Here is a 22410-nt window from a genome sequence, read left to right as displayed (position 1 = left end):
ACTACCAACGGGGGAGTGCAGTGCAGTTATTGAATTCGCTGGCCGGGATCATTTTCATCATCACGATCGCGACGAGTGCGCTCGGCTTGCTCGGCAACCCGCAGATCATCCAGCAGTGTCTGTTCAGGCCCTACAACGTCGCGCGCAACAAGGACTGGCATACACTCATTACCAGCGGCTTCGTGCATGGGGACTTCCTGCACCTGGCAATGAACATGCTGACATTCTGGTTCTTTGCATTTCCGCTCGAGCGGCGCATCGGCAGTTTCAGGTTCGTGCTGCTTTATCTTCTCGGCCTGGTTTTGAGCGACGTGCGCACGTATTTCAAGCACCGCGACAATGCCGAGTACGCATCGCTCGGCGCGTCGGGAGCGATTTCCGCGGTGCTATTCGCGGCGATCGTCTACTTTCCTGGAATGAGCCTGAATATCCTGCTGATTCCCGTGCCGATTCCGGCGCCGCTTTTCGGCGTGCTCTATGTCGGCTATTCCTGGTATCTCGGCCGGCAGGGGCGGGGGCGGATCAATCACGACGCGCATCTCGATGGTGCACTCACCGGGCTCGCGTTCGTTGCCTTGACGGACGCCGGCGCGTACCGCGGGCTCCTGAACTACTTCAACTGAGCTGCGCCACCACGCGGGCGACTTCCTCGCGGCTGCCGATGATCAGCGGCGTGCGCTGGTGGATGCCCTGCGGCTCGATCGCGAGTATGGGCTGCCCGGGACCGGCCACGGCGGTGCCGCCCGCTTGTTCGATGATCATGGCCATCGGGTTCGCTTCGTACATCAGGCGCAGCTTGCCTTGCGGCGCCTTGGCGGTGGGTGGATACATGAACACGCCGCCTTTCAGCAGGATGCGGTGCAGGTCCGCTACCATCGCGCCAACATAACGGCTGGAATAACCGTTCTCCTGTGCCCAGTCGAGGTAGCGCTGGTAGCCTTGCGGGAAGCTGCGGCGGTTGCCTTCGTTGCAGGAATAGCTCTTGTTCCGTTCCGGAATGCGCAGACCCTCAGCCACGCGCATGAACGCGCCCACCGCCGGATCGAGCACGAACATGTCGACACCCCGGCCGATGCTCAATACGAATACGGTTGACGGACCGTAGAGCACATAGCCTGCGGCCACCTGCTCGCGGCCCGGCTGCAGGAGGGAATCCTGGCTGCGCGCGGCGCGTCGATCGTGGCGCAGTATGCTGAAAATCGTCCCGACTCCGCCGCAGACATCGAGGTTGGAAGAGCCATCGAGCGGGTCGAACAGCACGCAATAGCGCCGCTCGCCCTTGTGATCGTCGCGAATGATGACCGGCTCCTCGTTTTCTTCCGAGGCGACGATTGCCACACCTTGGCGGCGGCCCAGCGTACGCAGCAGGACGTCATTGGCGATGACATCGAGTTTCTGTTGCACCTCGCCCTGCACGTTCTCGTTGCCGATGTCGCCGAGAACGTTTTCGAGCCGCGCCCTGCGCACCTTGTCCGCAACGACCTTGGCCGAAATCGACAGTGCCGACAGTATCCAGCTGAAAGTGCCGGTCGCTTCCGGGTGATGGGCCTGCTGTTCGAGGATATGCGCCTGCAGCGTCATGATGCTGGCGCTGTCGTACTGATTGTGTGTTGACATGCACCCAAGGATGCCACGGCGCGAGCGGATTCGCCCAGCCTGCAGGACCGGGCCTGAAAAAACGGCCGGGTCGATGTCGACCCGGCCGCCATGAGTTGCGCAAGTGGTGTGCTAGAACTTGTAGCTGGCGGTGATGCCGAACTGGCGCTTGTCCGCGAGCGGGTACTGGAAGCCGCGCACGAAGGCTGAGGTGCGTTGGCTGGTACCGATCGGCAGGACATTCTTGAAATCGACGAACCGGATGACCGTGGAAGGCGTGCGATCGTCAGTGAGGTTGTCACCCCAGAGCGTGATGTTCCACTTGTCGGTTTCGAAGCCGAGCTTCAGGTTGAGCAGATTCTGGTCACCCGTGTGCGCCAGGTTGAAGATCTGTGAGTACTTCTTCGACGTGTAGGCGTAGTCAAGCCTGAGAAACCCATTGACGGAAGCATTGACCGGGAACTCGAACTTGCCGTAGGCACTGGCCTGGGTCTTGGGGGAGTTCGGCGTCTGGTTGCCCGCAACCGAGCCGGTTGACCCGGTGAGTCCATCGGCCAGGTCGAAGGCCAGCTGCTCGGGGTCGCTCGCTTCGGTGATCTCTGCATCGTTGTACGAGAAACTCAGTCCGCCGCTGAACTGATCCGTGAACTTGTTGTTCAGTTCGAGTTCGAAGCCTTTCACTTCGGTCTTGCCGATATTGACCACCACCGTGACCGGTGCGCCCGTGGAGAGCGTCGCCCCGGTGGTCAACTGCTGATCGCTCCAGTCGATGAAGTACGCAGCAGCATTCAGGGTCATGCGGCCGTCCAGGAACGTGTTCTTGGAGCCGATTTCGTAGTTCCAGGCGCTTTCCTCGTCGGCAAACAGCAAGGACGGGTCGAGCAAGGGGTTGGCATTGATGAAGCCCGGCTTGTTGCCCTGTGCCACGGCAAGGTACAGCAGGTGATCCGGCGTGACTTTGTAGTCGAGCGTGACGCGCGGCGAGAAGCTGTTGAAAGTCTTCTCGAGGAGCGGCAGTGTCGGGCGCGCGCCAGGGTTGTTGTTGCCGATGGTGTCTTCGGCAAGACGAGCCTCGACGCGACCGGTCCAGCGATCGGAGAAGTCCGCCTCGAGGGCGCCGAAGACCGCCCAGTTATCGACCCGTTCCGTGCCATTGTTGACCGTGCGAACGACGCCGGTCGCATTGATGCGGTCCTCGCGGAAGTCGCGGCGGCTGCGGTAGAAATACGCACCGACCATACCGCGTACGCGCCGCTCTTCGTTGCTGCGCAGGATCAGTTCTGACGAGAGCTCCTTGCGATCGCTGACGGCGACGCGATTGAAGTCGCCGTTGAGCGCCGTGGAGTTGGAAGTCACGTCGACGTCATAGCCATAGGACTGGTCGGCGTCGAAGTAGCCGGTGTTCCAGGTCAGGCTGAAAGGGCCTGGGTCGTATTCGACCTGGGCCGAGTAGCGGTAAGCGGTCTTGTCCATGCCGATGCGGTCGCCGAAGAGATCGAGGTTCTGTTCGGTGTAATCGAGTTCGGCGACTTCGCCGCAATAGTACTGGCGGGCAACTTCCAGGTAGCAATTGTTGTAGAAGCGATCCTGGAGGGTGATGGCGGCAGCACCGTCATTGTCCTCACCGTAGCCCATGTTGAAGCGCATCATCCAGGCGTCGTTCGGCCGAAATTCGAGTGAAGTGTTGAAGTTGGCCGAGCGCTCGTCGCCGACTTTCTGGCCATCCAGGATGTTGCGGTACATGCCGCCGAACTTGTAGTAGCGCGCATGCACCATGTAGAAGACCTTGTCCTCGATGACCGGGCCGCGCGACATGGCATTGACTTCGAACTCGTCGTATTGCGCGAGTCGCGTCGATACCGAGTTCTGGACCTCGTTGGTCGGTTTCTTGGTGATGATGTTGATGGCGCCCGCGAAAGTGGCGCGGCCGAACAGCGCCGCCTGCGGTCCCTTGATGACTTCGATGCGCTCCACCAGGTCGAATGGGAAGGAGAGAATCGAATCGTTGTATTGCAGGCCGTCGATGAAGGTCGAGGCATTGGCCTCGCCGAGGATATTTGACTGACCGCGGATGACGGGCCGGCTGCCGCCACCCTGAACGCCAAAGCGGTTCAGCTTCTCGAAGGAAAATCCCGGAGTGGAGGTGCTGACCTTGTACAAGTCGTCGATACCGCGCTCGACGATGTCCTCAGCCGTAAAGGCCTTGACGGACAGCGGCACGTCCTGCAGCTTCTCTTCGACTTTACGCGAGGTGATGACTACCTCCTGCAGTCCGGATTCCTGGGCCACGGCGACGCCGGTCGCTGCGATGGCTGTTGCTACAACAATACAGGTCAATCTCATGACGCCCCCTCTGTCTGCGGCTAGGATTCTTATGGGTGTTGGTCGACGGTCCAAACGTGTCAATTTGCAAAGGTACCGTACCCGGTTTGTCCGGTCATCATGTTTTGATCACCTAGTGGCCACGGGAGTGTTGTAGTGGCACAACAAAGGGAGGGCGCCAGGGCAGCAAAGTCCATCGTCAGGCCTGATCTGGACAAACGGCACCCTGGCGAGCGGCCGCTGCGCGCTCTTGCTTCGGCCACGCTACAAACTGGCCTCGATGCGGCCATCGATGCGACTGATGGACTTGCCGCGGCGCATCATCTGCACGAGCTATGGATGCGCGGTGCGCGAGCGGCCGACGTCGAGTCAGGTATCGAGCGGATCTGGCGTCGCGCCGCAGCCACCGTGCCCGATTGGTTGCCCATGCGTTACATCGACTGGCTAGCCACAGCCTATGAGGTCTGCGCGGCCTTTTCTCCTGGTCGGGGTGGCCGCCACAATATTTATCTCGTGCTGCTCGACTACAGCGACAGTCGCCAGGGGCCTCATGGCGCATACGTTGGCATGACGAGCTATGCTCCGGCACTTCGGTTCGATCAGCACAAGGCGGGCATACGGGCGGCCGGTTCGGTGCTGCGCCGCGGACTGGAACTATTGACGGGTCCGGTCATGCATTTGCGGAGGCTGCCGCGCGGGCGCGCTGCGCAGATCGAAGCGGAGCTGGCCATTGCACTGGGCCGGGCGGGCATTTTCGTCAAGGGCGGTCACTGAGAGCTACGTCCGGTCGCCCTGACCTCCGTGGTGTCCTACCGTGAGGCCGGGCGACCGTCCGACGGCCCGCGGACCGCCTGCGCATTATGGTCAGCGAAAATGAACGCATCCTGAACCTGCCTCGATTGGTCATGATTGCGCCCCCGCCGTGCCGTATTGCGCGTCCACTCTACAGGGCGGAACAAAGCAAGCCGTTACGGTGAAACGCATGACCTTGCCCCGATTGCCGCCGCTTTTGAATCGCGTGTTGTTGATGGCACTCCTTTTGATCGCGTTGCTCCTGCCGCTTGGGCAGGTGGAAAACCTCCTGGCCGAGCGGCGCGGGTTGCAGAGCGAGGCGGCCGAATCGGTCGCAGCCACCACCGGCCAGGCGCAGCGCTTGGGCGGAGCGCTGCTCGTAGTGCCGGTCGACGTTCCCGCCTACTACGGCGCCAAGACGGTCAGCCACCGCAGGCTGCTGCGGATCCTGCCGGATGAACTCGAGGCGAGTGTCCAGCTGCAGCCGGAGCCTCGCTTTCGCGGGATCTACGAAGTCATGACTTTCGCAGCTACTTTGAAACTACGCGCGAGCTTCGATCCATCGCGCCTTGCACAATTGGCCGAGGACCAGGGCACGGGAACGATCCGGTGGCAGGAAGCCAAGGTCCTCGTGCCGATATCGAGTCCACGGGGCATACGCGAACTCTCGCGCAGCGACTTCGCAGGATTTCCGGTCAAGCTCCTGCCCGAGCCGACCAATTACCTTGCGGGTATCAGCGCTGCAGTTAATGCGACCCCGGCGGACGCGCAGGGACCCGCGGTGTTCGAGCTCGACCTGGTGCTTGGCGGCACCGGGCGTTTCTCGTTCATGCCGCTCGCGGCGAATGTCCAGGTCGACCTGCAATCACCTTGGCCGCATCCGTCCTTCGATGGCGGCTACGCGCCGCAGTTTCGCGAGGTAACGGGCGGTGGATTCACGGCCCGTTGGTCTGTGCCCGAGATTACCCGCGCAGTACCGCCCAACTGGTTCGATGAGGAGATCAGCTGCGATGAGCTCGGTGCGAGCGACTTCGGTGTGCGACTGCTGCGGCCGGTCGATCACTACCAGCGCAGCTATCGCGCGATTCACTATGCCGTGCTGTTCATCGCGCTCACTTTCGGCAGTCTCTTTCTTTGGGAATATACACTCGGCCGGCGTGCCGGCGCGCCGCGCCTGCACGCCATGCATTACCTGCTGGTTGGTATCGCGCTTGCGGTATTCTATCTGTTGCTGATCGCGCTTTCCGAGCAGCTCGGTTTCGCAATTGCCTACGGGTTGGCATCGCTTGCCATGATCACGCTGCTTGCCGTTTACCTCGCCGGCGTGATGCGCAGTCGTGCGACCGGAAGCGTTGCTGCCGGCGGTTTCGCCACGCTGTATGGCGCGCTCTATCTGCTCGTGCTATCCGAGGACTATGCCTTGCTGACAGGCGCGCTGGGCCTGTTCGCGGCGCTTGCCCTGGCGATGCTCACGACCCGGCACCTTAACTGGCACGCGCCTGGCACATCCTGACGCGCCGTTCTCTAGGCCACGCGATCCGCAGGCGTACCGGCGATGTGCACCAGCCAGCCAATCGATTGTTTTTCGCATTTCGATAGACATAAACTATTTGTCGATGAACCTGAGGGATCTGCAGTACTTCGTGGCGCTGGGCGAGACGTTGCATTTCGGCGCCGCGGCCGAGCGCTGTCATGTCAGCCAGCCCACGTTGTCGGCACAGTTGCGCAAGCTCGAGGAGTACCTCGGCGTGACCCTCTTCGAGCGTCGACCGCGTCATGTCATGTTGACTGCAGCGGGCGAGGAGCTGCTACCCCGTGCGCGGCAGATCGTCATCGACGCCGAGCAGCTGCGCGACGCGGCGCGCCGCCGGCGCGATCCGCTGGAAGGGAATCTGCGCCTTGGCCTGATTCCCACCATTGCGCCTTATTTGCTGCCGCGAATCGCGACGCCGCTGCGGAAGTCACTGCCGAAGCTCGCCATCAAGGTCATCGAGCAGAAGACCGACGCGCTGCTCGAAGCATTGCATCAAGGGCAGATCGACATGGCGGTTCTGGCTCTGCCGGTGTCCGGTACGGGGCTGGTTTCACGCTCGCTATATGCCGAGTCATTTCTGGTCGCCTTGCCTCGCCGGCACCCGCTGGCGGTGCGCCGACGCCTGCGTATGCGCGATTTGCAAGGCGAAAACCTGCTGTTGCTCGATGAGGGTCATTGCCTGCGCGACCAGGCGCTCGAGCTGTGTCGCTCGGTCGGAGTGGATGAAGCAAGCGATTTGCGCGCGACGAGCCTTGAGACGCTGCGCCAGATGGTTGCTGCAGGACTTGGCGTTACCCTGATGCCACGCCTCGCTTGCGAAGGTGTGCTTGCCGGAGCCAAGGGGCTCGTTTATCGGCCGTTTGCGCCTCCGGCTCCACAACGCTCGATTGGCGCCATGTGGATCCGTTCCAGCTCGCGCGTTGTCGCGATCGACGCGCTCTGCGAACTGGTTTCGGGCGCTGCGCAGTGACCGCAATCGTCGCGGACCGGGAGTTCGGCGTGCGCGTGCTGATGGTGTGCCTAGGCAATATCTGTCGCTCGCCCACCGCCGAGGCCGTGCTGCGCAGGATCGCCGCGACCGAAGCGCCGCAGCTCGCGCTGCAGGTCGACTCCGCCGGTACCGCGGGCTATCACGTCGGGGAGCCGCCGGATGCACGCGCGCAACGCGCGGGCGCGGGCCGCGGCTACGATCTGGCGCCGCTACGCGCGCGGCAGATTACGCGTGAGGATTTTTCAAGATTCGACTTGCTGCTGGCGATGGACCGCCAGAACCTCGCGAACATGCGTCGTATTGCACCTGCGGCGCATCGCGAACGGGCGCGGTTGCTGCTCGAATATCACCCTGAGCCGCCGGTGCTCGAGGTGCCGGACCCATATTACGGCGGCAGCGAAGGCTTTGAGACCGTGCTCGATCTCATCGAGGCCGCCTCGCGCGGCCTGCTGCATGCACTGCAGGAGCGAGCGGCCCCCGCACGCTCGTGACGGGGGCCTGAGCTGGTTCTACCTGTCGTCGGGAAAGGTCGTGCGGTTGCCCGCGTCGGAGGACCATACGACGAAAGGCTTGCTCTCGCTCTGCGGCGCAGCTTGCGCAGCGGGTGGTGCTGGCGGCGTGGGTGAATTCGGCGCTGCGGCACGAGCGGCGGCCTCGTGACCGCTGCCATTGCCTTCGGTTGATTGCGATGCGCCCTGGTCATTGCGCGGCAGTGCCTCGCTACCTTCGCCTGGGCGGCGTCCGCGCCGCCGTCCGCCGCGCCGGCCGCGTCGGCCGCGCCGCTCCGACTGCGCCTTGTGCTCGTCGCCGTCGCGTTCTCGGCGTGGTTGCTCACCCTGCGGCTTCGGCGTATTGGCGCCCTGGCGCGCAGCGTCATTGCGTGGCCGCGCATCGTGGCCGCCCTGTGTCTCCTTGCGGCGGCGCGCATCGCCGCCGTCGCCTCCGCGGGGCTTGCGGTCGCGGTCACGATCGCGGTCACGATGGCGACCATCGCGTCGGTTACGGTCGGGGCGTGTGCCGCGGCGCGATGCATCGCGCCGCGCTCCCGCGGTGCGATGCGCCGGGGTCGCGCCAGGATCACTGCCGGCGCCAAACAATGCCCGCCACATGCGCCGGAATATCCCGGGCTTCTCTGCGGCCACGGCGACCGCAGCCGCTGCAACGGGCGCTGGCGCGGCGGTCGGCGGCAGGATGGCCGCGACGGCCGCCTGTTCGCGACCGCTGATCTTCTCGCCCGTGCCGCTTGGTTCGACGACTGGCGCTGGCGTCGGCATGAGGTAGCTCGCCTTGCGAACGTCCGGCGCTTCGGCTTCATCATTGCGGATGCGTCGTATCGTGTAATCCGGTGTCTGCATGTTGGTGTTCGGTACGATGACGAGCTCGGCATGCGACTTGTCCTCGAGCGTGCGCAGCCAGTCGCGTTTCTCGTTGATAAGGAATGTCGCGACTTCCACCGGCAATTCGACGATGACCTTTGCGGTGCGCTCCTTGCGCGCTTCCTCGCCAACCAGGCGCAGGATCGAAAGCGCCATCGACTCGACGCTGCGGATGCTGCCGATCCCGGCGCAGCGCGGACAGACCACGTGGCTCGACTCGTCGAGGCTCGGTCTCAGGCGCTGGCGCGACATCTCCAACAGGCCGAAACGCGACAGCCTGCCGATCTGTATGCGCGCGCGATCCATGTGCACGGCGCTACGCAGCCGCTCCTCGACCTCGCGCTGATTCTGCTGTGATTCCATGTCGATGAAATCGATGACGATCAGCCCGCCGATGTCCCGGATGCGCAGTTGCCGCGCGACCTCATCTGCGGCCTCGAGATTGGTATTGAGCGCCGTCGTTTCTATATCGCCGCCGCGCGTGGCGCGCGCGGAATTGATGTCGATCGACACCAGCGCTTCGGTGTAGTCGATAACTATGCTACCGCCCGAGGGCAGCTGGACCTTGTGGGCATAGGCCGATTCGATCTGGCTCTCGATCTGATAGCGCGTGAACAACGGAATGTCATCGTTGTACTGCTTGAGGTGGCGCTGCGATTCAGGCGGCATGAATCGCTGCATGTACTCGAGCGCCATGTTGTAGGCATTCGAGTCGTCGATCAGTACTTCGCCAATGTCATCGGAGAAGTAATCGCGAAGCGCGCGGGTCACCGGATCGCTGTCGCGATAGACGAGAAATGGCGCGTTGCGTTCCTTCGAGGCGCCTTCGATCTGCTGCCATTGCGTGACCAGGTTATTGAGGTCCCACTGCAGCTCCTCGGCCTTGCGGCCGACACCGGCGGTGCGCACGATGGCGCCCATGCCGTCGGGTATCTGCAGCTGGTCCATTGCTTCACGGAGCTGGTCGCGGTCCTCGCCCTCGATGCGACGCGACACGCCGCCCGCGCGGGGGTTGTTCGGCATCAGCACCAGGAAACGGCCCGCCAGGCTGATGAAGGTCGTGAGTGCCGCGCCCTTGTTGCCGCGTTCCTCCTTCTCGACCTGAACCAGTAGCTCCTGACCTTCGTGCAACAGGTCGCGAATGTTCTGGCGACTGCCCTGGGCGTCGCGCTTGAAATATTCGCGGGAGATTTCCTTCAGCGGCAGGAAGCCATGTCGCTCACTGCCGTAATCGACGAAGCATGCTTCGAGCGAGGGCTCGATGCGGGATATCCGGCCTTTGTAGACGTTGGCTTTCTTTTGTTCTTTCGACAGTAACTCGATGCTGAGGTCGAATAGCTTCTGACCATCAACCAGTGCGACGCGCAACTCCTCTTGCTGAGTTGCATTGACGAGCATTCTTTTCATTTACCCCTACCAGGTAGTACGGGGCCGACGACGGGGACAGGTTTGATTGCCAGGTTGGCGGCCGCAGCGCGCGCGACGCGCCCTTGGGGGCAGCGGCATCGACGCGGGGTGCTTGCGGCGTAAAGAGCATGAATGACTCTTGTCGGGTGGCGCCAGCCAGAGCCCTGGCGGGTGCCGAAACCTTCACTACCAACCGTTGCAATGGTGGCCCCGGGGCGGCTTGTTCGCTCGCTGCGGGTTGCCTGATCCAGTGTCGGCCGGACAATCGATGGTCACGCTTGCGCAGACCAACTAACATGCGGCGCGCACGCCGCGGACTTTGTTGCTCCGGCCAGCCTGCGAACCGCGCAGCGACCGGAAACGGCGGCATCATATAAGCTGATCTTTTAAAAAACAACAATTTACGCAAAAAACCGTGGCAGATCTTCCAGTTCCAGCCGAATCCCGCTCCAAGGTGAGACATGTTGCCGTGCCGGCCGACGAGGCGGGCGTCAGGCTGGACCGCTTCCTCGAGCGGCTGCTGCCGGACGTTCCCCGCAGCCGGTTGTTTCGGCTGGTGCGTCGTGGAGAAGTCCGGGTCAACTCGCGACGGGCCCGCCCGGAGCTCCGCCTGCAACCAGGCGACAACGTGCGGGTGCCGCCCTTGATGCACGCAAGTGCGGACTCGCCCGCGGCGGTCAGGCGGCCGTCGCGCTCCCTGGTCGAGGCTGTCGCCGGCTGCATCATTGCCGAGACTCGTGAATTGCTGGTCATCAACAAGCCGGCCGGCATGGCGGTGCATGGAGGCAGTGGCGTCAGCTTCGGCGTGATCGAAGCGTTGCGAACACTGCGTCCCGATGAGACGCTCGAACTCGTGCATCGTCTCGATCGCGACACGAGTGGCGTATTGCTGGTGGCACGCAAGCGTGCCGCCTTGCGCGAATTGCACGCGCTGATACGCGAACAATGCTTCGACAAACGTTATCTCGCGCTGTTGAACGGCAGCTGGCAGCTCGGGCAGAAAGTAATCGATTTTCCGCTTCGTACCGACGCACGCGTCAGCGGCGAACGCACGGTACGCGTCGATGCTGGCGGCAAGGCTGCGGTGAGCCGGTTTCGTCCGGTGGAGTTCTTTGGCAAACGGGCCACACTACTCGAGGTGGCGATCGATACGGGTCGCACCCATCAGATTCGCGTGCATGCCGCGCATGCGGGACATGCGGTTGCAGGCGATGAGAAATATGGCGACGCCGATGCGAATGCGCTGTGGCGCGAACGGGGGCTCAAACGCATGTTCCTGCACGCCTCGAGCATCAGTTTCGAGTGGCCGGGGGGCAAGGCGGAGAGTTTCAATGCGCCGCTCGCCGACGACCTGCGAGCCGTCCTCGACGCTTTGTCCCCGATGCAGGCGAAGGGGCGTCTCCAGTAGCGCCCCGGTCAGGGCAATTGATAGCCGAGCTCGCGCAATACGCCGCTCAACCAGATGAGCGGCAGACCGATCAATGCCGTCGGGTCGTGGCTGTCTATCGAATCGAACAGGCAGATCCCGGCGGCTTCGGCCTTGAAGCCGCCGGCACAGTCGAGCGGTCGTTCGCGCTCGATATAGCGGTCGATTTCGTCGCTGCCGAGCCTGCGAACCATGACATCGGTCCGATCGAGGTGCGCAACCGAGTACGAGCGGGATGCCGCAACGACGGCTACCGCAGTAAAGAAGCTGATGCGATGGCCAGATGCGGCCGCCAGTTGTCTGCGGCAATTGTCGATGCTACCCGGCTTGCCGAGGAGCGTCTTCCCAAGGAGCGCCACCTGGTCGCTGCCGATCACTGCGGCATCGGGCGCCGCGGCTGCCACGGCTTCCGCCTTGGCGAGCGCCAGATGTGAAGCGCGCGCGGCCGCGTCGTCGATGCCGACGGCGGATTCGTCCACCTGCGGTGCGCGCGCTTCGAAAGGCAGGCCCAGCCGCAGGAGCAGGGCGCGGCGGTAGGGCGAGGTCGAGGCCAGTATCAGGGGCGGCATCAAGCAGGTAATTCCCAAGGAAACAATAGGTTAGCGATAATTCGCTTTGACTTGCGGCAGGCGCCTACCTATTATACGCGCCCCATGCGCGCCGACTGGTCACGTCCGCTGGCTGTGGAACGCGAGTCCGAGCGCAACAGCCGGTTCGATTTTGAACTCAAGCCGGCATCGCTGGCCCGGATTGCACCGGAACTGGCGGCGGATGAGGGTTGGGTGCGCGGTCATGCCGAGTTCGGACGCGACTATGGACTGTCGCTGGTTTCGATCGAACTGCAGGCTGAGCTGCCGCTGGTTTGCCAACGCTGCCTGCGCACCGTTCGTTGGCCGGTGAGCGCGAGTTCGCAGCTTGCGGTGATCGGTAGTGACCGGGAAGAACGCAAAGTGCCTGGCGGGCTCGACAGCCTGCTCGCACCGGGGATGCAGGTTTCGATCAGCGAGCTGGTCGAAGAAGAGTTGTTGCTGGCGTTGCCAATCGTGGCGCGCCACGAGAATGAAGACTGCCACGCCGGGCCGCCACAGGACGGGCCGGCGCAGGCAGTCAGGATGCGCCGGCCGTTTGCCGAGCTCGGTGAGCTGCTCAAACGTGACGGCTGAAGAATTTATTGGAGCACCAGGAAATGCCAGTACAGAAAAGCCGCAAGACCCCATCCAAACGCGGAATGCACCGTTCGCACGCAGCGGTCGCGGCACCGGCGCTATCGATCGAGCCACAGTCCGGCGAGACCCACCTGCGGCACTGCATCAGTGCCGATGGTTTCTATCGCGGCCGCCGTGTCGTCGAACCGAAGGCGACGCACGACCACGATCACGATCACGATCACGACCATAACCACTGAGTCATTGCGGGAGCGGCGGCATGCCGACCCTGGCTATTGATCTGATGAGCGGCGATCGCGTCGCGCTCGAGCGACTGCAGGCGATCGCACCGGCGCTACGTCGGCACGCCTCGATGTCGTTGTTGCTCGTTGGCGACCCGGGACTCATCGACGGCGAACTACGCTCGCTGCCGGACGGCGAACGAAGTCGGATCCGCATCATTCCCGCGACCGATGTGGTCGCCATGGACGATCGGCCGCGCGATGCCATCCGGCGACGCAAGCTTTCATCCATGCGCCTCGCCATCGATCTGGTGCAAAGCGGCGACGCCGAGGCCTGCGTCAGCGCCGGCAACACGGGCGCACTCACTGCCATGGCGCACTTCGTCCTGCGCACCCTGAGCCGCATCGAACGTGCCGCCATCATGTCTGCGGTGCCATCAGCCGACGGATTCACCTACATGCTCGATCTCGGAGCCAACACGTCGGCCACGGCCGCACAATTGCTGCAATTCGCGCAGATGGGTTCGGTCGTCGCTCGCGACGTATACGCCGTGGCGAATCCACGAGTCGGATTGCTCAATATTGGCGATGAAGACATCAAGGGCCACCAGGTTGTCCAGGATGCCCACAAACTGATCGCCGCGGCAGGTCTCAACTACATCGGATTCGTCGAAGGCGACGATATCTTCGGGCGCGACGTCGATGTCGTGGTCACCGACGGGTTCACCGGCAATGTCGCGCTCAAGGCAATGGAGGGATTGGCGCGTTTTATCGCCGAACAGCTCCGCAGCGAATTCTCGCGCGATGCCGGCAGCAAGCTTGCGGCGATGGCCGCCATGGGCGTATTGCGCCGATTTGCCAACAAACTCGATCCACGTCGCTACAATGGCGCCTGCATGGTGGGATTGAACGGTATCGTGGTCAAGAGTCATGGCAGTGCCGACGCAGCGGCATTTGGCGCGGCCATGGACCTTGCCCACCAGGCCGTCTCGCGCGGCTTGATGCAGCACGTGCGCGATGCGCTGGCGGCCTGAGGAAGCGGTGGCATGTATTCGCGAGTAGCAGGAACCGGCAGCCATCTCCCCGACAGGATCGTCACCAATCAGGAGCTCGAGAAGACCCTGGAAACTTCGGATCAGTGGATCCGCGAACGCACGGGCATACGGCAGCGCCATGTCGCGGCTCCCGGCGAAACCACGGTGGACCTCGCTACCCAGGCTGCGCGCCGGGCCATGCAGGCCGCCGGTGTCGAACCTGGCGAAATCGACCTCATCGTCTTTGGCACCACGACGCCGGATGTGGTCTTTCCAAACTGCGGTGTCCTGCTGCAGGCCAATCTCGGCATTCACAGCTGCCCGGCGCTTGGTCTCGAAGCCGCATGCAGCGGGTTCATCTATGCGTTGTCGGTGGCAGACAAATTCATCCGCACAGGTGCAGCGCGTTGCGCGCTTGTGGTCGGCGCCGAGACGCTATCCCGCATTACCGACTGGACCGACCGCAGCACGGCGATCTTGTTCGGCGACGGCGCCGGCGCCGTGGTGCTGAAGGCGAGCGCGGAGCCCGGCGTCATTTCGACGCATCTGCATGCCGAGGGCGACTTCAAAGACCTGTTGTACGTGCCGGTCGGTGTTTCGAAGGGCTTCGGCGACGGCAACGAAGTACGCCGCATGCATATCCACATGGCTGGTAACGAGGTCTTCAAGGTCGCGGTCAACACGCTGGGACGCATCGTCGATGAGACGCTCGCGGCCAACCAACTGGACAAATCTGCCATTGACTGGCTTGTACCGCACCAGGCCAATATCCGCATTATCCAGGCGACCGCTCGCAAACTCAGCATGCCCATGGAGCGGGTGATCATCACGGTGGGCGAGCACGGCAATACGTCGGCGGCATCGGTGCCGCTTGCGCTCGATGCTGGGGTGCGTGACGGACGTATCCAGCGCGGCCAATTGCTGTTGCTGGAAGCCTTCGGTGGCGGATTCACCTGGGGCTCGGCGCTCATCCGCTTGTGACAGGCCCAAAAAAAACGCCGCGCAATTGCGCGGCGTTTGGTCAGTAACAAGGACTGAATTACTTCGAGATCGAGCGACGGAACATCCGGTCGATCTTCTCATTCGTTGCGTCGCAGCAGGACTGGCTGGCCTGTGCCGCAGCCAACGCCTGGTTGGCGGCGCTCTGCGCGCTGTTGGCCGTGTCTGAAGCCGACTGAGCGGCGCTGTTCGCGGAATCAGCAGCGCTCTTGGCAGCGGACAGTTCACTTTGCAGGCTGGATACCTGCGACTTGAGGCTATCAACCTCGGCCTGCAGCGGCTTCAGATCGGTGCATCCAACGAGTGCCGCAACGGCGGCCACACCAGCGACCTTCAGCATGGCGTTCTTCATAGTATCAATCCCCTTTCGGCAAATGCCTGGTGAAACAAGATGCCGCTTGCGCGACAACCAATTGTCGCATTCCATTACGGCGGCGCAACTGCAACAAATTTGCGCTGCAAATGCAACAGGAATTATACGTGCTGTCTCTGGACTGCGACAGACATCGAGGCCCGCGTAGCACCATGTGCCAGGCCTGATTTTCAAGCTATCGCAACTACTTGCGGCTCAATCTGGCGAAATCGGCTGATTGCAGGGGCACGGTCGCCGACGGGCGCCTGTTGCAGATATAGGACGATTCTGACACGCACTCAGGGCAATTGGGCAGCCGCGTCGCCGATTCTCTCCGTGACGTAGCGGCGGATGTCGAGGTTCCAGTCTTCCATCGGTGCCAGCAGGCCGACGCCGTGCCTCGGGCTTGCGATGCCGCGCTGTACGGCCTCGCAAATTGCCCAGTCCTGGCGGTTCACGACGTCCCAGAATTCGATGGCATCTGCTGCGCAGAACTGCGCGCGCGACATTTCATAAGTCTCGAACAGGAACAGGCAGCTGATGCGCGTACGGGTCGCTCCGAGGGGTTCGAGAATGAAAGCCGCAACATGCTCCCTCGCGAGGCTAATGAAGAGGTTGGGGTAAATCAGTTCGCCCTTGTGGCGCTGCTGCTCATCGGCATTGAGTCCAGGAAAGGAGCGACGATCCGACAAGCCGCTGCGGGTAAAGGTGTCCGCCCCGGGACGATGCGGTATGCCGCGTTGCCAGTCGAGGCCGGCGCCGCCACGTTCGCGAAACGCCGGCACCAGCGCGCACAGTTCCGGGTGGACGGGTCCGCAGTGATAGCATTCGTTGTAGTTCTCGCAGATGATCTTCCAGTTGGCTGCAACGTCGTAGACCAACGTCTCGGCGGTTTCGAGGTCAGCCAGCGGATAGCGTTCATAGCGTTGCTGGTAGGTCGCCATGGCGGCGGCGAGATCGGTGGGCGCCTCACCCAGGTTCACGAAAACGAATCCTCCCCACTGCCCGACGGCCACGGCATGCAGCGCCATGCGGCTCGCGTCGAAGCCATCGTCGCGGCCCAGGAAGGGTGCCCGCAACAATCGGCCGTCGAGGTCATAGGTCCAGGCGTGATACGGGCAGACGATGGTTCGCGCACCAACCACCCCACCGCCAAGTGGTGCGTGATGTGAGACGAAACCGGGTGGCGTGCAAAGCTGCGCGCCGCGATGACGGCAAGTGTTGTGAAAGGCCCTCAGATCACCCTGGGCGTTGCGCAGCACCAGCACCGAACTGCCGGCGACATCGACTACGCGATGCGAGCCGGGGCCGGCAAGCTCGCTGGCGCGGCAAACGCAATACCACTCGCGTGAGAAAATCTGCCTGCGTTCGAGCTCGAAGATTTCGCTTCGGCGGTACCAACTCGAGGGCAGGGATTGTTCCATGGTCACGGTACGAAGCATAGGCCGACTTCCGGGGCGGTGCGAGGTCCCGAGTGAAAAGCGCCCGCGATCTTGCTATCGTCGATGGGCGCCGCATGAGCCACGAAATCATTTACCCGCGCGACGGTGGCGTGCAGTCATTCTGGATTGCACCGGACGGCACACTGCCGCCGATGCTCGCCCGGGCAAGAGGTGTCGAGGTTTTCGACGCGAGCGGACGTCGTTATCTCGACGTCACCGCGGGACCGGCTGCCGTCAACCTGGGTCATGGCAATGAACGTGTACTCGCCGCCATGCGTGAGCAGGCCGTGCGGGCGACCTTCGCCTACCCAAGCAGTTTCGTCAGTGAAGCGAATCTGCGCCTCGGCGCCGCCCTGCGTGATCTTGCCGGACCGCCGTTCGAACACGCCTTCTTCGTCTCCAGCGGTTCCGAAGCCGTGGAGAAGTGCCTGCAGTTCGCACGCCGCCATGCGCTCGCGACCGGTCAGCCGCAAAGACACCAGGTCATCTCCCGCAATCCCTGCTACCACGGCAGCACGGTTGCCACCATGGCCTTGTCAGCCGATCCGGTCTATGCGGCCTACCTTGGTAGCCATGCCGGGGTGACGCATGTGAATGCGCCCTGGAGCTATCGCGTTCCCGACGGCATCTCGCCCGAGATGCATGCCGATGAATGTGCCGAAGCCTTGCGCGCGGCAATAGTCGGACTGGGCCCGGACAGCGTGCTTGCATTCATCATCGAGCCGGTCATGGGTTTCTGCGGCGGCGCAACGTTCGCGCCGCCCGGTTACTACCGGCGCATACGCGAGATCTGCGATGAATTCGGTGTGCTGTTGATCTTCGACGAAACCATCAGCGGTTCGGGGCGCACGGGCCGGTTCCTCGCTGCCGCCAACTGGCCGGACGGCAGGCCCGATCTCGTCGTGCTCGCCAAGGGTCTCGGCAGCGGTTACTACCCGCTGGCCGCCTTCCTGGCCCCGGCGCCGATGGTCGAGCTCGTCGCGCGAAATGGGGGGTTCCACCTCGGCCATACCTACAAGGCCAATCCACTCGGTTGTGCGGTGGCCGATGCGGTGCTCGATGAGCTGGTCGCAGGACGGCTGATGGACCGGGCCACCCAGCGTGGCCAGTATCTGCGCGATCGCATGCGCCACGCCTGTCGCAACAATGTCCTGGTCGGCGATGTACGCGGCATGGGGCTGCTGAATGCCGTCGAGATCGTCGCCGACCGCGAAACGCGCGCGATGCTGCCACGTAAGCTCGATGTGCTCGGGCGAGTCAAGTCGCTGGCCCTTTCGCGAGGGCTCCTCATTTACGGGCGGCGTACACATGGCGGCCGGTTTGGCGATTGGATCATGCTGACGCCGCCCTTGATCGTGAGCGAAGCGGAACTCGATGAAATGGTGGACGGCCTGGCGGCAACGCTCGCCGACTACGAACGCGAGCTGGCCGCATCCCGCGGCTAGCCGCAAGGTCCATACCACAATCTATGCGGACGGGTCTGCCAGGGCCTCGCCGATGGCGATCTCGAGAATTCGCATTCCTTCATCGCAAAGTCTTTCGTCGATCATGAGCGGCGGAATGATGCGTATGCCGCTCGTGCCGCACTCGAGCAACAGCAGGCCGTTGTGATAGGCGCGATTGACGACGCGGGCGGCAAGCGTCCTGGCCGGCGTCTTCTTCTTGCGATCGTTCACGAACTCGACGCCGATCATCAGTCCGCGGCCGCGCACATCGCCGATGATGGCGTGCTGCTGCGCGAGCGTGCGCAGGCGCTGCATGATGCGATCGCCCATCCGCGCTGCGTTCGCCGCGTAGTCCTTCTCGACGAGCTCAAGCGTTGCCAGCGCGGCAGCGCAGGCAATGGGATTGCCGCCATAGGTGTTGGCGTGTGATCCCGGTGGCCATTTTTCCATGACGGCGCGATTGGCGACCGCGAGACCGATGGGCAGACCTGAACCGAGTCCCTTTGCGAGCGTGATGATATCCGGGCGCACGCCCTCATGCTGCCAGGCGAACATCCGGCCTGTGCGGCCAATACCGGCCTGCACTTCGTCGAAAATGAGCAGCATACCGTGCGCATCGCACAGCTTTCTGAGTCCGGCGAGAAAGCCGGACGGTGGGACGATGTAGCCACCCTCGCCCTGGATGGGTTCGACGATGACGGCCGCCACTTCATTCGCGGGCAGGTTGCGCTCGAGTACCTGCCCGATGTAATCGAGTACCGCGGTGCCCTGGTCGTCACCGGCAAACAGCGGTCGATAGGGATTGGGGTAGGGCACGTGGGTCACGCCCGGCGTGGTCGGGAAATAGCCGCGCTGCTGGGTGTATTTGCTCGCGGTCACCGACAGGGACCCCATCGTGCGGCCATGAAACGCGCCGAGGAAGCCGATGTAGCGGCCGCGTCCCGTGACCTGGCGTGCGAGTTTCAACGCAGCTTCCACGGCTTCGGTTCCCGAGTTGGCAAAGAAGGTCATGGCCGGGCCGCTCACCGGATCGAGCGCGCGCATCTTTTCGGCCAGTTGCACCTGCCGCTCGTGCCAGTAATCGGAAGAGATGTGCAGGAATTCGCCGGCAGCCTCGCGCACCGCAGCAACCACCTGCGGATGTGCGTGGCCGGTCGAACACACGGCGATGCCCGCGGCGAAGTCGACGAAACGGTTGCCGTCGACGTCCCAGGCGATCGCGCCTTCGCCGCGACTCATCACGAAGGGGTAGTCGCGCACATAGGATGGCGAGACCACTTCGCGGTCGCGGGCGATCAATGCGGCGGCTTTTGGTCCAGGCAGCTTCATTTGCCGCGACGTGTCATTCATGCGTAGCTCCCCAAGTCAGTCGACCCGAGTTTGTGACTGTTCGCGCTGGTAGAGCGCGAGGTAATAGTCCGAGGCGATGCCCTTGCCGGTCGTGCCCGATCCCTTCCAGCCGCCGAAGGGCTGGTACCCGGGCCAGGCGCCGGTGGTCGCGCCCTGGGGCCGGTTGGCATAGGCAACGCCGGCTTCGATATGTTCGAAAAACCAATCGACCTCGTCCGGCCCACCGTAGAAACCGGCGGTCAGGCCGAGTTCGCTGTCATTCGCGAGTTGCATGGCCCGGTCGCGATCGGGGACGCGTGCGAGCATGGCGACGGGCACGAAAAGCTCCTGCTGCCACAGCGGGTGATCGAGCGGTGCCTCCGCCAGTGTCGGCGCGCAATAGTAGCCGCGCGCCAGGGCGCCGCCGCGCAGCTGTTCGCCGCCGGCCACGATGCGCGCCCCGCTTTCGCGCAATGCCGTGCAATAGCGGGAGTAGTTGCCGTAGGCGCGGGCATTGATGACCGGCCCCATCCAGTTATCGCGCTGCGTGGGATCGCCCACCGCGACGGCCGCTACGGCAGAGCGCAACCTGGCCAGCAATTCATCGGCAACACTTGCATCGACGTAGATGCGCGAAAGGGCGGAACATTTTTGCCCACTGAGGCCGAAGGCCGAGCGCAATATGCCGGTGGTGGCGCGCTCGAGATCGGCCCTGGCGGTCACGATGGTGGCATTCTTGCCGCCCATTTCCGCAATGCAGGGGCGTGGCACATTGCCAGCCAGCAAACGCCTCGCGATCTGCAGGCCGGTGCGTTGCGAGCCCGTGAAGGTCACGCCAGCCGTAGCGGGGTGTGCAACGAGGGCCGCACCGGCATCCGCGCCGTCGCCGTTGGTATAGTTGAACACGCCGGGCGGCAAGTCGGCGTCGCGAATGCAGTCGGCCAGCAACCGTCCGGCCCAGGGCGTGTCGTGCGAGCCCTTCAGCACGACGGTATTGCCGGTCATCAGCGCCGCGGCGACGGGGCCGCCCGCCAGCGCGAAAGGAAAATTGAACGGTGCGATGACGCCCCAGGCGCCGTAGGGTTTCAGTACAGAACGATTGCGACTGCGCGCGCCCTTGACCGGATCATCGGGCAGCTCGCGGTCGAAACCCTTGCCGAGAAAATCCTGCGCATAGTAGTCGAAGAAATCGGCCGTCTCCTGCACTTCGCCGAGCGCCTCCGAGCGATTCTTGCCGACTTCAAGGCTCACGGCGGCGGCGATATCGTAGACGCGTGATTCAATGAGTCGCGCCACTCGTCCGAGCGCCGCGGCGCGCGCCTGTGCGGGCGTGCGACGCCAGCCCGGGTATGCGCCCGCGGCGGCACTGACGGCTGCGTTGACGTCGTCGGCGGATGCGCGTGGAAAGTCACCTAGACGCACACTGGTGTCAATGGGCGAGACCGTGGCCTGGGTCCCCGCCGCATTGCAGTCGCGGCCGTTGATATAGTGCGCGTGGGTAGCCCCCAGTCGGGACCGGACACGCAGCAGTGCCGCGTCGAAGGCATCGTGCAGTTCGGCCGGCGGGTCGAACATCGTCGCGTAGGTCAGGCGAAAACTCATGGCAGACATTCTGTCACAACGGCACCAGGGCGAGCAGCAGGTCGCAGGCCACGTCCTCGATGAGTGGCGGTTCGATCCTGTGCATGACCGGCTACCTGCGCAATCCGCCGTCGTCATCGTCGGCGGCGGCATCGTGGGTTGTGCGGCAGCATGGTACCTCGCGCGCCACGGTGTTCCCGTATTGCTCCTCGAGAAAGGCCGCATAGGCGGCGAGCAATCGGGCCGCAACTGGGGCTGGGTGAGGCAGCAGGGCCGCGCGCGCGTCGAACTGCCTCTGATGATGCGAAGCCTCGACATCTGGAAGTCATTCACGGCTGAGACCGGCGAGGTCACGGGTTTCGCCCAAGGCGGCTGCCTTTACCTGGGACGAACGGTCGCCGAGCTCGATGCGCTGTGCACCTGGCTCGAGACTGCGCGTGAGGCCGGGCTCGACACGCAACGCCTCGATCGTGCGGCACTCGCCCGCGTATTGCGCGATGGCGGCGCATGGGCCGGCGCGCTCTATACCGCGAGCGACGGGCGCGCGGAGCCGCACCTGGCGTCGCCTGCCTTTGCACGCGCTGCGGTCGCGGCAGGTGCGCGCGTTGTCAGTCACTGCGCGGTGCGCGGCCTGGAGCGCGTTGCAGGTGAATGGCGCGACGTCGTGACCGAACATGGAGTGGTGAAAGCGCAATCCATACTCGTTGCCGCCGGCGCCTGGTCGCGCGAATTTGCCCGCATGCTTGGCATCGATCTGCCGCAGTTGCGCGTGCGGGGCACGGTGGCGCGCACCGCAGCCGCGCCGGCCTTCCTGGATGGTTGCGCGTGGTCGGATGCCGTGGCCTTGCGCCGGCGTCGTGATGGCGGCTACACCGTCGCCCATGGTTCGGCGTTCGAACACTTCCTGGAATGGGATAGCCTTCGCCTGGCGCGCATGTTCTTTCCTGCGCTGCGCCAGGAACATGGCTCGATCCGCATGCGGTTGTTCCCGTCCGCGAGCAGTCAGGTCGGCGAGCCTTCGCGAGCGCAGCCTCCCGCAACCGTATTCGAGCGCGAGCGCATGCTGGCCCCGCTGCCATCCGCCGCGCTGCTCGGCGAAATCCGCCGCGCGCTCGGGAAGTTTTTCCCAGCACTGACCCGGGTTCCGATCGTCGAGACCTGGGCGGGCATGATCGAAACCTCGCCCGATGTATTGCCCATCATCAGCGGCGCAGAGTCGAATCCGGGGCTTGCCTTCGCCACCGGATTCAGCGGACACGGATTTGGCTTGGGGCCCGCGGCCGGCGAACTGGCTGCGCGCATGATGCTGGGCGCCAGCACGGCCTGCGAACTCGAGCCGTTTCGTCTCAGCCGGTTTTTCGACGGTACGCCGATCGTGCCAGGCCCGACCATATAAA

At 63.6% G+C, this 22410-nt stretch carries 20 protein-coding genes; 12 read left to right on the top strand and 8 right to left on the bottom strand.

Annotated features, from left to right (window positions below; genetic code table 11):
- Positions 1 to 20: 20 nt before the first annotated feature.
- Positions 21 to 623 carry a rhomboid family intramembrane serine protease gene (locus R3E77_11610; protein MEZ5500058.1) on the top strand — a complete coding sequence of 201 codons (603 nt, stop codon included), beginning with the start codon at positions 21 to 23 and terminating at the stop codon, positions 621 to 623.
- On the opposite strand, the gene fbp is transcribed toward R3E77_11610, so the two are convergent.
- Positions 616 to 1617: a class 1 fructose-bisphosphatase gene (gene fbp, locus R3E77_11605; GenBank protein ID MEZ5500057.1), complete on the bottom strand. Its 1002-nt coding sequence runs from the start codon at positions 1615 to 1617 to the stop codon at positions 616 to 618. The genes R3E77_11610 and fbp overlap by 8 nt on opposite strands.
- A 111-nt stretch (positions 1618 to 1728) precedes the next feature.
- Positions 1729 to 3939, bottom strand: a complete 2211-nt coding sequence (locus R3E77_11600) for a TonB-dependent receptor (GenBank protein ID MEZ5500056.1) — start codon at positions 3937 to 3939, stop codon at positions 1729 to 1731.
- Between the two features lie 135 nt (positions 3940 to 4074).
- Between R3E77_11600 and R3E77_11595 the strand changes: the two genes are divergently transcribed.
- From R3E77_11595 to R3E77_11580, 4 genes are all read left to right on the top strand, one after another.
- Positions 4075 to 4692, top strand: coding sequence for a hypothetical protein (locus R3E77_11595; protein ID MEZ5500055.1), 618 nt, complete (start codon positions 4075 to 4077; stop codon positions 4690 to 4692).
- Positions 4693 to 4900: 208 nt separating this feature from the next.
- On the top strand, positions 4901 to 6223 hold the full coding sequence (gene creD / locus R3E77_11590) for a cell envelope integrity protein CreD (protein ID MEZ5500054.1): 1323 nt from the start codon (positions 4901 to 4903) through the stop codon (positions 6221 to 6223).
- Positions 6224 to 6326: 103 nt separating this feature from the next.
- A complete protein-coding gene (locus R3E77_11585; GenBank protein ID MEZ5500053.1) occupies positions 6327 to 7214 on the top strand; it encodes a LysR substrate-binding domain-containing protein in 888 nt (295 codons plus the stop codon).
- A complete protein-coding gene (locus R3E77_11580; protein ID MEZ5500052.1) occupies positions 7211 to 7726 on the top strand; it encodes a low molecular weight protein-tyrosine-phosphatase in 516 nt (171 codons plus the stop codon). Before R3E77_11585 ends, R3E77_11580 begins: the two co-directional genes overlap by 4 nt.
- 18 nt (positions 7727 to 7744) lie before the next feature.
- On the opposite strand, the gene R3E77_11575 is transcribed toward R3E77_11580, so the two are convergent.
- The gene (locus R3E77_11575; protein MEZ5500051.1) at positions 7745 to 10018 is read right to left on the bottom strand and encodes an Rne/Rng family ribonuclease; all 2274 of its coding nucleotides are present in this window, start codon (positions 10016 to 10018) and stop codon (positions 7745 to 7747) included.
- Positions 10019 to 10433: 415 nt separating this feature from the next.
- Here R3E77_11575 and R3E77_11570 point away from each other — a divergent pair, with 415 nt between their 5' ends.
- The gene (locus R3E77_11570) at positions 10434 to 11426 is read left to right on the top strand and encodes an RluA family pseudouridine synthase (protein ID MEZ5500050.1); all 993 of its coding nucleotides are present in this window, start codon (positions 10434 to 10436) and stop codon (positions 11424 to 11426) included.
- A gap of 8 nt (positions 11427 to 11434) precedes the next feature.
- Here the strand turns inward: R3E77_11570 and R3E77_11565 are convergent, their stop codons facing one another.
- A complete protein-coding gene (locus tag R3E77_11565; protein ID MEZ5500049.1) occupies positions 11435 to 12013 on the bottom strand; it encodes a Maf family protein in 579 nt (192 codons plus the stop codon).
- Between the two features lie 84 nt (positions 12014 to 12097).
- On the opposite strand from R3E77_11565, the gene R3E77_11560 reads away from it, so the two are divergent.
- Genes R3E77_11560 through R3E77_11545 form a run of 4 tightly spaced genes read left to right on the top strand, consistent with a single transcriptional unit; the run spans position 12098 to position 14846 of the window.
- Positions 12098 to 12607, top strand: coding sequence for a YceD family protein (locus R3E77_11560; GenBank protein ID MEZ5500048.1), 510 nt, complete (start codon positions 12098 to 12100; stop codon positions 12605 to 12607).
- Between the two features lie 23 nt (positions 12608 to 12630).
- Positions 12631 to 12849 (top strand): 50S ribosomal protein L32, encoded by a 219-nt coding sequence (rpmF, locus tag R3E77_11555; GenBank protein MEZ5500047.1) that lies wholly within the window; start codon positions 12631 to 12633, stop codon positions 12847 to 12849.
- Positions 12850 to 12869: 20 nt separating this feature from the next.
- Positions 12870 to 13865, top strand: a complete 996-nt coding sequence (gene plsX, locus R3E77_11550) for a phosphate acyltransferase PlsX (protein ID MEZ5500046.1) — start codon at positions 12870 to 12872, stop codon at positions 13863 to 13865.
- 12 nt (positions 13866 to 13877) lie between these two features.
- Positions 13878 to 14846 (top strand): beta-ketoacyl-ACP synthase III, encoded by a 969-nt coding sequence (locus tag R3E77_11545; protein ID MEZ5500045.1) that lies wholly within the window; start codon positions 13878 to 13880, stop codon positions 14844 to 14846.
- A 58-nt stretch (positions 14847 to 14904) separates the two neighbouring features.
- Here R3E77_11545 and R3E77_11540 read toward each other — a convergent pair whose 3' ends face one another.
- The gene (locus R3E77_11540) at positions 14905 to 15291 is read right to left on the bottom strand and encodes an Lpp/OprI family alanine-zipper lipoprotein (protein ID MEZ5500044.1); all 387 of its coding nucleotides are present in this window, start codon (positions 15289 to 15291) and stop codon (positions 14905 to 14907) included.
- A gap of 224 nt (positions 15292 to 15515) precedes the next feature.
- Positions 15516 to 16658 carry an aromatic ring-hydroxylating dioxygenase subunit alpha gene (locus R3E77_11535; protein MEZ5500043.1) on the bottom strand — a complete coding sequence of 381 codons (1143 nt, stop codon included), beginning with the start codon at positions 16656 to 16658 and terminating at the stop codon, positions 15516 to 15518.
- A gap of 32 nt (positions 16659 to 16690) precedes the next feature.
- Here R3E77_11535 and R3E77_11530 point away from each other — a divergent pair, with 32 nt between their 5' ends.
- Positions 16691 to 18103 carry an aminotransferase class III-fold pyridoxal phosphate-dependent enzyme gene (locus R3E77_11530; protein ID MEZ5500042.1) on the top strand — a complete coding sequence of 471 codons (1413 nt, stop codon included), beginning with the start codon at positions 16691 to 16693 and terminating at the stop codon, positions 18101 to 18103.
- Positions 18104 to 18124: 21 nt separating this feature from the next.
- On the opposite strand, the gene R3E77_11525 is transcribed toward R3E77_11530, so the two are convergent.
- Both R3E77_11525 and R3E77_11520 read right to left on the bottom strand, forming a co-directional pair.
- Complete coding sequence (locus tag R3E77_11525) at positions 18125 to 19453, bottom strand: acetyl ornithine aminotransferase family protein (protein ID MEZ5500041.1); 1329 nt, start codon at positions 19451 to 19453, stop codon at positions 18125 to 18127.
- A 15-nt stretch (positions 19454 to 19468) separates the two neighbouring features.
- Positions 19469 to 21034 (bottom strand): aldehyde dehydrogenase family protein, encoded by a 1566-nt coding sequence (locus R3E77_11520; protein ID MEZ5500040.1) that lies wholly within the window; start codon positions 21032 to 21034, stop codon positions 19469 to 19471.
- Between R3E77_11520 and R3E77_11515 the strand changes: the two genes are divergently transcribed.
- Positions 21033 to 22409, top strand: coding sequence for an FAD-binding oxidoreductase (locus R3E77_11515; GenBank protein ID MEZ5500039.1), 1377 nt, complete (start codon positions 21033 to 21035; stop codon positions 22407 to 22409). The two genes, R3E77_11520 and R3E77_11515, sit on opposite strands and share 2 nt — an antisense overlap.
- Position 22410 lies beyond the last annotated feature (1 nt).

It is taken from the genome of Steroidobacteraceae bacterium, from assembly GCA_041395505.1.
GTDB lineage: Bacteria > Pseudomonadota > Gammaproteobacteria > Steroidobacterales > Steroidobacteraceae > JAWLAG01.
This window is presented reverse-complemented; position numbering and strand designations above follow the sequence as displayed.